Consider the following 9,809-nt stretch of genomic DNA (forward strand, 5'->3'; position numbering starts at 1 on the left):
CCGTGAACGACGTCACACACCGCTCCACCGCCACCGGTCCCCTACTCCGGCACCAGCCACCCCGCGATACGCCCCAGCAGCGCCTCGTCCGCCGCGTTCTCCGCGTGGCCCATGCCCCGCTCCACCCACAGCTCGGCCGGGCCCGCCGAGGCCAGCATGTGCGGGTGGTCCAGCGGGAAGTACGGATCGCGGTCCCCGTGCACAAGCAGAAGTGGGGTGGGGGCGATCAGTGGGACCGCTTCGGTCGGCGAGAGCGGTACGGGATCCCAGTCCCGGTCATGGATACGGGTACGGAACCCCACGCGTCCCACGAACCGTCCGGCCGGCCGCGTCACCACCCAGTGCAGGCGGCGCATCGGAGCCGTACCCCGGTAATACCAGCGAGCGGGAGCACTGACGGAGACCACCGCGTCCGGCTTCGCTTCCGTGCGCCCCCCGTGCGGCCCCCCGTGCAGCGCCGCGTGGCGCAGCACCACCGACCCGCCCATCGAGAAGCCGACCGTGACCACCCGCGTGTGGCCGAGCGAGCGGGCCCACTCCACCGCCGCGACCACATCGAGCACCTCGCGGTCGCCGACCGTCGAGCGGCCGCCGGAGCCTCCGTGCCCGCGGAAGGAGAACGTCACCACGGCCGCCCGGCGTGCGAAGACGCGCGCCGCGCGGCGGATCGCGGGCCGTTCGAGCGACCCGGTGAAGCCGTGCGCGACCACGATCGCCGTGCCCCGGAACCCGCCATGATCCACAGTCGAATCCTGGGCGAAACCCGCTGTACACGGCTCGTACATCGCGTCAAGGGGTACCCCGTCAGCCGTCCTGAGGATCTTCCGCACGGCCCCCGGAGGGATCGGGGTATCTGATGAACTGCGGTATCGACCGTCTTCCAAGGCGCACATGTGGGCTATTCTGCTGCGAAGAGGATCCGGGCAACGTAGCCCCCGGGTCCTTTTGCGTTTCCCGATCGTTGTTACAGACAGATGTCACAGCGTGACGAACACAGCATTACGAACACCGCACGAAGAACAGCGCACCACCAGCAGTGCCGCATACGTCCTCGCAGGGACCGAGGAGGAACCGACGTAATGGGCAAGCGAACCGTGTACGACCCCAGCATCACCCCGTACGAAGCCAGGTACGAAGCCAGCTCCACCGGGGCAGGTGAGCGGCGATGAGCTCTCTGCTGCTCCTGACCAACGCCCTCCAGCCGTCGACGGAGGTGCTCCCCGCCCTCGGACTGCTGCTCCACAACGTGCGGGTCGCCCCCGCCGAAGGCCCCGCTCTCGTCGACACCCCCGGTGCCGACGTCATCCTGATCGACGGCCGCCGCGATCTCCCGCAGGTGCGCTCGCTCTGCCAGCTGCTCCGCTCCACGGGACCGGGCTGCCCGCTGCTCCTCGTCGTGACGGAGGGCGGCCTCGCGGCCGTCACCGCGGACTGGGGCATCGACGACGTCCTGCTCGACACGGCGGGTCCCGCCGAGGTCGAGGCCCGGCTGCGCCTCGCGATGGGCCGCCAGCAGATCTCCGCCGACGACTCCCCGATGGAGATCCGCAACGGCGACCTGTCGGTGGACGAGGCCACCTACAGCGCGAAGCTCAAGGGCCGGGTCCTCGACCTGACCTTCAAGGAGTTCGAGCTGCTCAAGTATCTCGCGCAGCACCCCGGCCGGGTCTTCACCCGCGCCCAGCTGCTCCAAGAGGTCTGGGGGTACGACTACTTCGGCGGTACGCGGACGGTCGACGTCCACGTACGGCGCCTGCGGGCCAAGCTCGGCCCCGAGCACGAGTCGCTGATCGGGACCGTACGCAACGTGGGTTACCGCTTCGTCACCCCGGAGAAGGTCGAACGGGCCGCCGAGGAGGCGAAGGCGAAAGCCACCGCCGCGCTCGCCGGAACCCGTACCGACGCCCGTACGGACACCGGCGCGGAGACCTCCGCCGAGGACCGTGGGGACCGTGGGGACCACCGCCAGGACCGTCGTGCCGAGGAGCCGCGGCACAACGGAACGGGCGGCGGAACGGTCAACGGGACCACCAACGGGACCACCGACGCGCGTTATGCCGAGAGGGAAGCTGCCGGACGGCCTGCCAAGAGGTAGGTCACCACGCGTAGACTGCCGCGCGTGGCCAAGGTGACGCGGGACGATGTGGCACGACTGGCGGGGACCTCGACCGCGGTCGTCAGCTATGTCATCAACAACGGACCCCGGCCGGTTGCCCCGGCCACGCGCGAGCGGGTACAAGCCGCGATCACAGAACTGGGATACCGGCCCGACCGGGTGGCGCAGGCCATGGCCTCACGGCGGACCGATCTCATAGGGATGATCGTGCCCGACGCCCGGCAGCCCTTCTTCGCGGAGATGGCGCACGCGGTCGAACAGGCCGCGGCCGAGCGCGGGAAGATGGTCCTGGTCGGCAACTCGGACTACCGCGACGAGCGTGAGGTCCACTACCTGCGGGCCTTCCTCGGCATGCGGGTGTCCGGGCTGATCCTGGTCAGCCAGGGCCCGAGCGAACGCGCGGCGGCCGAGGTCGAGGCGTGGGAGGCCCGGGTCGTCCTGCTGCACGAGCGCCCCGAGTCGCTCGACGACGTCGCCGTCGTCACGGACGACATCGGCGGCGCCCAGCTCGCCACCCGCCATCTGCTGGAGCACGGGCACCCGTACGTCGCCTGCCTCGGCGGCATGGAGGACACCCCGGCCGTCGGCGACCCGGTGGCCGACCACGTCGAGGGCTGGCGCCGGGCGATGCTGGAGGCCGGCCGCTCGGTGGAGGGCCGGCTCTTCCAGGCTCCGTACAACCGCTACGACGCCTACCAGGTCGCGCTGGGGCTGCTGGCGGGACCCGACCGGCCCCCGGCGATCTTCTGCTCCACCGACGACCAGGCGATCGGAGTGCTGCGCGCGGCCCGCGAACTGCGCCTGGACGTGCCGGGCGAGCTGGCGGTGGCGGGCTTTGACGACGTCAAGGAGGCCGGACTCACCGATCCCCCGCTGACGACGGTGTCGTCCGACCGGCCGGCGATGGCGCGGGCGGCAGTGGACCTGGTGCTGGACGAGGGGCTGCGGGTGGCGGGGTCGCGCCGGGAACGGGTGAAGCAGTTCCCGTCGGCGCTGATCGTGCGCCGGTCGTGCGGCTGCTCGTAGAGCCGTACAGCCGTACAGCCTGAGAGCCGTAGAGCCGTACGGCCTTCGGTCTTTATATCGGGCATACAGGGTTCTGTCGGGCTTCTCACAGGCTCCTCAGCCAGTTCTCATCTGTGGCCACGACAGTCATATGCATGACGAACTACTGGGGCCGCACCGGCGGCGAGGACAGCGAAGAGCACCAGCCCCAGGGAGCGTTCGGGGACCCCGCGTTCCCCCCTCCTCCCCCGTATCAGCCCAGCGTTCCCGCTCATCACGGCCACGGCGGCCATGGCGGCCACGGAGGCACCCCCGCCGCGCGCCGGCTGCGCGGTCCGGTCGGACTGCTCGCGGCGGTGGCGGTCGCGGCCGCCGTGGTCGGTGGCGGTACGGCGGGCCTCGTCGAGCACTTCTCCGGGGACAACACCACGGGCACCACCTCCACCACGGTCAGCGGGGCGAGCGTCTCGCAGAGCAGCCTCGGCACCGTGGCCGGCGTGGCCAAGGCCGTGTCCCCCGCGATCGTCGAGATCAACGCGACGTCCACGGCGGGCGAGGCGACCGGCTCCGGAGTGGTCCTCACCTCCGACGGCGAGATCGTCACCAACAACCACGTCATCGCCGACGCCTCGTCGGTCAAGGTCCAGCTCACGGACGGCAAGTCGTATACGGCGAGGGTCGTCGGCGCCGACCCCGCCAAGGACCTCGCCCTGATCAAGCTGGAGGGCGCGAGCGGCCTGAAGACGGCCACGCTCGGCGACTCCTCCCAGGTCAAGGTGGGTGACGAGGTCGTGGCGATCGGCTCGCCCGAAGGCCTGTCCGGGACGGTCACGAGCGGTATCGTCTCCGCGCTCGACCGGGACGTCACCGTACCCAAGGAGACCGACCAGAGCCAGCAGCGGCAACAGCAGGAGCAGGGCGGCGGCGGCTGGCCGTTCCAGTTCGGCGGACAGCAGTTCAACGGGGACACCGGGGACTCGACCACCACGTACAAGGCGATCCAGACCGACGCGTCCCTCAACCCGGGCAACTCCGGTGGCGCGCTGATCAACATGGAGGGACAGATCATCGGCATCAACTCGGCGATCTTCGCCTCCGGCTCCGGTACGAGCAGCGCGGAGGCGGGCAACGTGGGCCTCGGCTTCGCCATCCCCGTCGACACCGTGAAGGCCGACCTGGCGAGCCTGCGGGACGGCGGCAGCAACTGACGGCCGCACCCGTCGCACCACATACGCCACACAGACGAGGGGCCGTGCGACGCTGGTGGCAGCCACACACCAGCCTCGCCCGTCGTCCCCCGCCCCTCCTGCCGGAAGAAGCGACATGAGTCCCGCCGAAGGCGATCCCCAGCGGATCCTGATCGTCGACGACGAGCCCGCCGTGCGCGAGGCTCTCCAGCGGAGCCTCGCGTTCGACGGCTACGGGACCGAGGTCGCCGTGGACGGTTTCGACGCGCTCACCAAGGCCGCCGCGTACGCGCCCGACCTGATCGTCCTCGACATCCAGATGCCGCGCATGGACGGCCTCACCGCCGCCCGCCGCCTCCGGGCCGGCGGCTCCAAGGTCCCCATCCTGATGCTGACCGCGCGCGACACCGTCGGCGACCGGGTCACCGGCCTCGACGCGGGCGCGGACGACTACCTGGTCAAGCCCTTCGAGCTGGACGAGCTGTTCGCGCGGATCCGGGCGCTGCTGCGGCGCAGCTCGTACGCGGCGGCCACCGAGGGCGTCCCCGAGGAGGACGTCCTCGCCTTCGCCGACCTGCGGATGGACCTGACGACCCGTGAAGTCACGCGCGGCACACGGCGCGTGGAGCTGACCCGTACCGAATTCACCCTGCTGGAGATGTTCCTCGCGCACCCGAGACAGGTGCTGACCCGTGAGCAGATCCTCAAGGCCGTGTGGGGCTTCGACTTCGAGCCCAGCTCCAACTCCCTGGACGTGTACGTGATGTACCTGCGGCGCAAGACGGAGAGCGGCGGCGAACCGCGGCTGGTCCACACCGTGCGGGGGGTGGGGTACGCCCTGCGCGCCGAGATCGCCACGGGCGGTCAGGAGTGATCGCTCCGGTACGCCGGTTCCGGGCGCTGCCGATGCGCTCGCGACTGGCACTCCTGGTCGCGACGGCGGTGGCGGTCGCGGTCGCGGCGGTGGCGGCGGCCTGCTGGCTGCTGACGCGGGCGCAGTTGCAGAACGAGCTGGACAACTCGCTGCGGAACACCAGCGAGTCGCAGCTGACGGCGACCGCGACGGACGCCGTCAACAACTGCGTCAGCGGGTCCGACGCGGAGGCCACGGCCAACCCCGGTCTCGCCAACTTCCAGGTGGTCCTCGCGGACGGCCAGCGGTGTGTGGCGCGGGGCTCGGAGCCGGTCAAGGTCCACGCGTCCGACAAGGCCGTGGCGGACAGCCCGATCCGGGAGACCTCGCTCCACGACAGCACCACCGACAAGGGCGCGGCGGTACGGGTCTACACCCAGCAGGGCGTGATCCGCCTGCCCACCCCGCCCGGCGTCCAGCCCGTCCTGGCCAAGGTCGCCGTCTCCGTGTCCCGCCCCCTCAGCGAGATCGACAACACCCTCAACCGGCTCGTCCTCCTGCTCGCCGCCGTCGCCGGCGTCGGGGTGATCGGAGCGGGCGCGGCGGGGCTGTGGGTGGCGCGCGCGGGGCTGCGGCCCGTGGACGGGCTGATCGGGACGGTCGAGCACATCGCCCAGACCGAAGACCTCACCGTCCGGATCCCGGTGGAGGGCGAGGACGAGATCGCCCGGCTCTCCCAGGCCTTCAACTCCATGACGGCGGCGCTCGCCTCGTCCCGCGAACGGCAGTCGCAGCTGATCGCCGACGCGGGCCACGAGCTGCGGACGCCGCTCACCTCGCTCCGTACGAACATCGAACTCCTCGCGCGCAGCGACGAGACGGGCCGGGCGATCCCGCCGGACGACCGCAGGGCGCTGATGGCGTCCGTCAAGGCCCAGATGACCGAACTGGCGTCGCTCATCGGGGACCTCCAGGAGCTGTCCCGGCCGGACGCCACCGATCCCGGCCCGCTCCAGGTCGTCTCGCTGCACAACATCGTACAGAGCGCGCTCGAACGCGCCCGGCTGCGCGGCCCGGACCTGGCGATCGACGCGCGGCTGTCGTCCTGGTTCGTACGGGCCGAACCGGCCGCGCTGGAACGGGCGGTGGTCAACGTCCTGGACAACGCGGTGAAGTTCAGCCCACCGGGCGGGACCGTCGAGGTCGCGCTGGACGAGCAGGGCGCGCTGACCGTACGCGACCACGGCCCCGGCATCCCGGCGGAGGACCTGCCGCACGTCTTCGAACGCTTCTGGCGCTCCCCGTCGGCGCGCGCGCTGCCGGGCTCGGGTCTCGGTCTGTCGATCGTGGCCCGTACGGTCCAGCAGACGGGCGGCGACATCACGCTGCGCCCGGCGGCGGGCGGCGGGACGGTGGCGACGATCCGCATCCCGGGGGCGAAGACGCCGCCGCCCGAGATGCGGTAGGAATCCGTACCTGCTCAGCCGTTGTGGCGGAGGAGTGACTCGACCAGTCCGGGCCGGGTGGCCGGGAAGTCCAGCGGTACGATCCCCAGCCCGCGCCAGCCGGCCGCTCCCGCGCTGTCGAGCAGTGTGTGGACCTGGGGGTTGAGGCGGTCGGAGTTCCAGCGGGGCGGGAGCAGGGCCGCGGTGCTGACGTAGTTGACGAACAGCTTGCCGGGCTGCTGGACGGCCTTGCGGAAGTGCGCCTCGATCCGCGAGTACTTGGCGATGGGCTCCGCCCCGTAGTCGTCCTGGATGTCGAACAACCCGCCGTCCCCGTACCGGAGTCCGGGCAGTCCGCCGTTGTCGGCGAGCAGCACGACCCGGCCACGCGCCTCGCCGAGTGTGGGCAGCCCGTCGCCGATGCGGAAGAGGGAACGCCAGCCCTTGCCGTCGAGGTAGCTGTCGAAGATCCGCCGGAACGTCTCGTTGCTCTCCTCGGAGTACTCCTGCTTGACGCGCATGACGATGGTCTCGGAGGGGTGCGCGCGGAGGAAGTCCCGGCAGGGGGCGAGTACGTCGTCGAAGTTCAAGTTCTGGTAGTACGCGGCGTGGTGGATGGTGAACGCGCCCTCGAACGCCCGGCAGCGGATGTCGAGGAACCGGACGCCACTGGCCAACTGCTCCGCGATGCCGGTGGTTTGGCAGGCGACGTACAGACCGCCCACGCGGGCCCCGGAGTTGTGGGTGCCGGGGATGGTGAGGGACGGGAACCGGGTGGCGTCGGGAAAGCCACCCATCCAGTCCTGCGGCGCAAGGCCCGGCGCGGCCACGGCCGCACGAGCGACGCCACCACCCCCGACGAGGGCGGTACCGGACAACGCGAGAGCACCGGCGAGAAACCCGCGGCGCGTGCCAAATTGAGTGCTCATGTGGGGGGGTGCCTCCGTAGCCCGAGGAATCAGCGCAACAGCCCTGGGATTATGACGACCCCACGCCCAACTGCACAGTGGCAGAAGGAACTTGAGGCTGAGACCGAGGGGTGGTCGGGGGCGCCCGGCACCGGACAAGGCGGGGCGGCCCCACCCCACACCACACCACACAACCCGGGTGCCCCGAAGTACCCCTCGGTTTGAACCCCCACCCAACAGCCCACCCCACCCAACAGAAAGAGGCGGCAGGCCCCCAGGCCTGCCGCCCCTTCCTTCTCTTGCTCTTCTTACCCGCTTCCCCGCGTCTACCTAATGATCGTGATCCGGTTCGCCGCCGGCGGGGCCAGCGGGGCCGTCGCCGTCGAGTTCGCCGTGAGGTACGCGTTGAGCAGGTCCAGGTCGGCCGGGCCGACCAGCTTGTTCGTGCCCTGGCCCAGCGCCGCGAAGCCGTCGCCGCCGCCGCCCAGGAACTCGTTCATCGCGACCCGGTAGGTCTTCGCCGGGTCGATCGGCGCGCCGTTCAGCCGGATCGAGTCGGTGACGACCCGGGCCGCGCCCGTCTTCGTCATGTCCAGGGTGTACGTGAGGTTGTGCGACACCTGGAGGATCTTCGGCGAGGCCTCGTTCGACCCGCTGACCTGCTGCTGGAGCGCGGTGACCAGCTGGGTGCCGGTCAGGTCCAGGGCGTTCATCAGGTTGGTGAACGGCTGGACCGTGAAGGCCTCGCCGTACGTCACCACCCCGTCGCCCTCCAAGCCCGACGCCTTGTACACCAGGTCGCCCCGGATGCCGCCCGGGTTCATGAGGGCGAGCTGCGCGCCGCCCTTGTCGGGCGCCGCCATCCCGGCGAGCTGCGCGTCCGCGATGACGTCACCGAGCGGGGACTCCAGCGTCGTGGCGCCGCGGCCGTTGATGTCCGCGGAGATGTAGCCCTGCGGGGTGCCCGCGACCGGACCGGCCAGCCTGGTCCAGTCCGTGATGAGGTCGGTGAGGTCCTTGGCCTTGGGCTGGTCCCGGCTGACCACGTGGTTCGCCGACTTGACCGCCGTACGGACGATGTCGTTCGTCTTGCGGTCGTACGTGAGCGTGGTGTCCGTGTAGAGCTTGCCGAACGACGACGCCGACGTGACCAGGCGCGGCTTGCCCGCCGGGTCGGGGATCGTGCAGACGTACGCGTTGTGCGTGTGACCCGTGACCAGCGCGTCGACCTTGGGCGTGATGCCCTTCGCTATGTCGACGATCGGGCCGGAGAGCCCGCCGCCGGCGGCCGGGCTGTCACAGTCGTAGTTGTACGAGGAGGAGGCGGGCAGTCCGCCCTCGTGGATCAGCGCGACGATGGACTTGACGCCCTGCCGGTCCAGTTCCTTGGCGTACTTGTTGACCGTCTCGATCTCGTCGTGGAACTTGAGCCCTTTGACGCCCTCGGCGGTCACGACGTTCGGCGTGCCCTCCAGGGTCACACCGATGAAGCCGACCTTGACGCCGTTCTTCTTCCAGATCGTGTACGGCTTGAGGATCGGCTTGCCGGTCTTCTCCGACGTGACGTTCGCGGCGAGGTAGGGGAAGTCCGCGCCCTTGAACTTGCGCCCCTTCTCGTAGCAGCCGGCCGTCGGGTGGCAGCCGCCGTTCTGGAGGCGGGCCAGTTCGGCCGAGCCCTCGTCGAACTCGTGGTTCCCGACGCTCGTCACGTCGAGGTCGATCTTGTTGAGCGCCTCGATGGTCGGCTCGTCGTGGAAGAGCCCGGACAGCAGCGGGCTCGCGCCGACCAGGTCGCCGGCGGCGGCGGTGATGGAGTAGGGGTGGCCCTCGCGCGCGGTGCGCAGCGAGCTCGCCAGGTACTCGACACCGCCCGCGGGGAAGGTCTTGACCGTCCCGTCGGCCTGCTTCTCGTTGACGTTGGCCGCGGAGCCGGTCGGCGGCTCCAGGTTGCCGTGCAGGTCGTTGAAGGACAGCAGTTGGAGGTCCACGGTGCTCGGCTTGTGGTGACTGTGACTGCCGTGGCCGCTGTTCTTGCCGCCGTGACCTTGGGACTGGGCGTTGGCCGGCATCGCGGCGACCAGCGCGCCGACGGTCGCCAGGCCGGCGGCGGCGACGAGAACCCGCCGGGCCGCACGGTTCTTCTGCGGTGTCGCTGACATCGCTCCCCTTGTGAGTACAACATGCGAAATCTGTGGGTGATTGCGAGGCGCAGCCTACGATTTACGCGCGTAGCGCGACAGGGTTCGGGGGTTACGAGCAGGTTGCGGCTACGGGTGCCGGTGCCTCGCGCGGCAT

At 70.5% G+C, this 9,809-nt stretch carries 7 protein-coding genes and 1 pseudogene; 5 read left to right on the plus strand and 3 right to left on the minus strand.

Translation table 11 applies throughout. The features are described 5' to 3' along the window. Positions 1-41: 41 nt before the first annotated feature. The gene (locus ACIO1C_RS31720) at positions 42-893 is read right to left on the minus strand and encodes an alpha/beta fold hydrolase (RefSeq protein ID WP_401870036.1); all 852 of its coding nucleotides are present in this window, start codon (positions 891-893) and stop codon (positions 42-44) included. 272 nt (positions 894-1,165) lie between these two features. Here ACIO1C_RS31720 and ACIO1C_RS31725 point away from each other — a divergent pair. The 5 genes and pseudogenes from ACIO1C_RS31725 to ACIO1C_RS31745 all read left to right on the plus strand — a co-directional run. After that, positions 1,166-1,844: pseudogene (locus ACIO1C_RS31725) on the plus strand (response regulator transcription factor); the annotation flags it as partial. A 275-nt stretch (positions 1,845-2,119) separates the two neighbouring features. Further along, positions 2,120-3,142, plus strand: a complete 1,023-nt coding sequence (locus tag ACIO1C_RS31730; protein WP_401870039.1) for a LacI family DNA-binding transcriptional regulator — start codon at positions 2,120-2,122, stop codon at positions 3,140-3,142. A 134-nt stretch (positions 3,143-3,276) separates the two neighbouring features. Further along, positions 3,277-4,329 carry a S1C family serine protease gene (locus tag ACIO1C_RS31735; protein ID WP_401870041.1) on the plus strand — a complete coding sequence of 351 codons (1,053 nt, stop codon included), beginning with the start codon at positions 3,277-3,279 and terminating at the stop codon, positions 4,327-4,329. Positions 4,330-4,444: 115 nt separating this feature from the next. Continuing rightward, positions 4,445-5,182 carry a response regulator transcription factor gene (locus tag ACIO1C_RS31740; RefSeq protein WP_401870044.1) on the plus strand — a complete coding sequence of 246 codons (738 nt, stop codon included), beginning with the start codon at positions 4,445-4,447 and terminating at the stop codon, positions 5,180-5,182. 32 nt (positions 5,183-5,214) lie between these two features. Beyond that, the gene (locus ACIO1C_RS31745; protein WP_401870111.1) at positions 5,215-6,627 is read left to right on the plus strand and encodes a sensor histidine kinase; all 1,413 of its coding nucleotides are present in this window, start codon (positions 5,215-5,217) and stop codon (positions 6,625-6,627) included. A gap of 14 nt (positions 6,628-6,641) precedes the next feature. Here the strand turns inward: ACIO1C_RS31745 and ACIO1C_RS31750 are convergent, their stop codons facing one another. Next, the gene (locus ACIO1C_RS31750; RefSeq protein ID WP_401870046.1) at positions 6,642-7,535 is read right to left on the minus strand and encodes a phosphatidylinositol-specific phospholipase C; all 894 of its coding nucleotides are present in this window, start codon (positions 7,533-7,535) and stop codon (positions 6,642-6,644) included. 305 nt (positions 7,536-7,840) lie between these two features. Next, the gene (locus ACIO1C_RS31755) at positions 7,841-9,673 is read right to left on the minus strand and encodes a bifunctional metallophosphatase/5'-nucleotidase (RefSeq protein ID WP_401870048.1); all 1,833 of its coding nucleotides are present in this window, start codon (positions 9,671-9,673) and stop codon (positions 7,841-7,843) included. Positions 9,674-9,809 lie beyond the last annotated feature (136 nt).

Source organism: Streptomyces sp. NPDC087420, from assembly GCF_044744165.1.
In the GTDB taxonomy this organism is placed as follows: domain Bacteria; phylum Actinomycetota; class Actinomycetes; order Streptomycetales; family Streptomycetaceae; genus Streptomyces.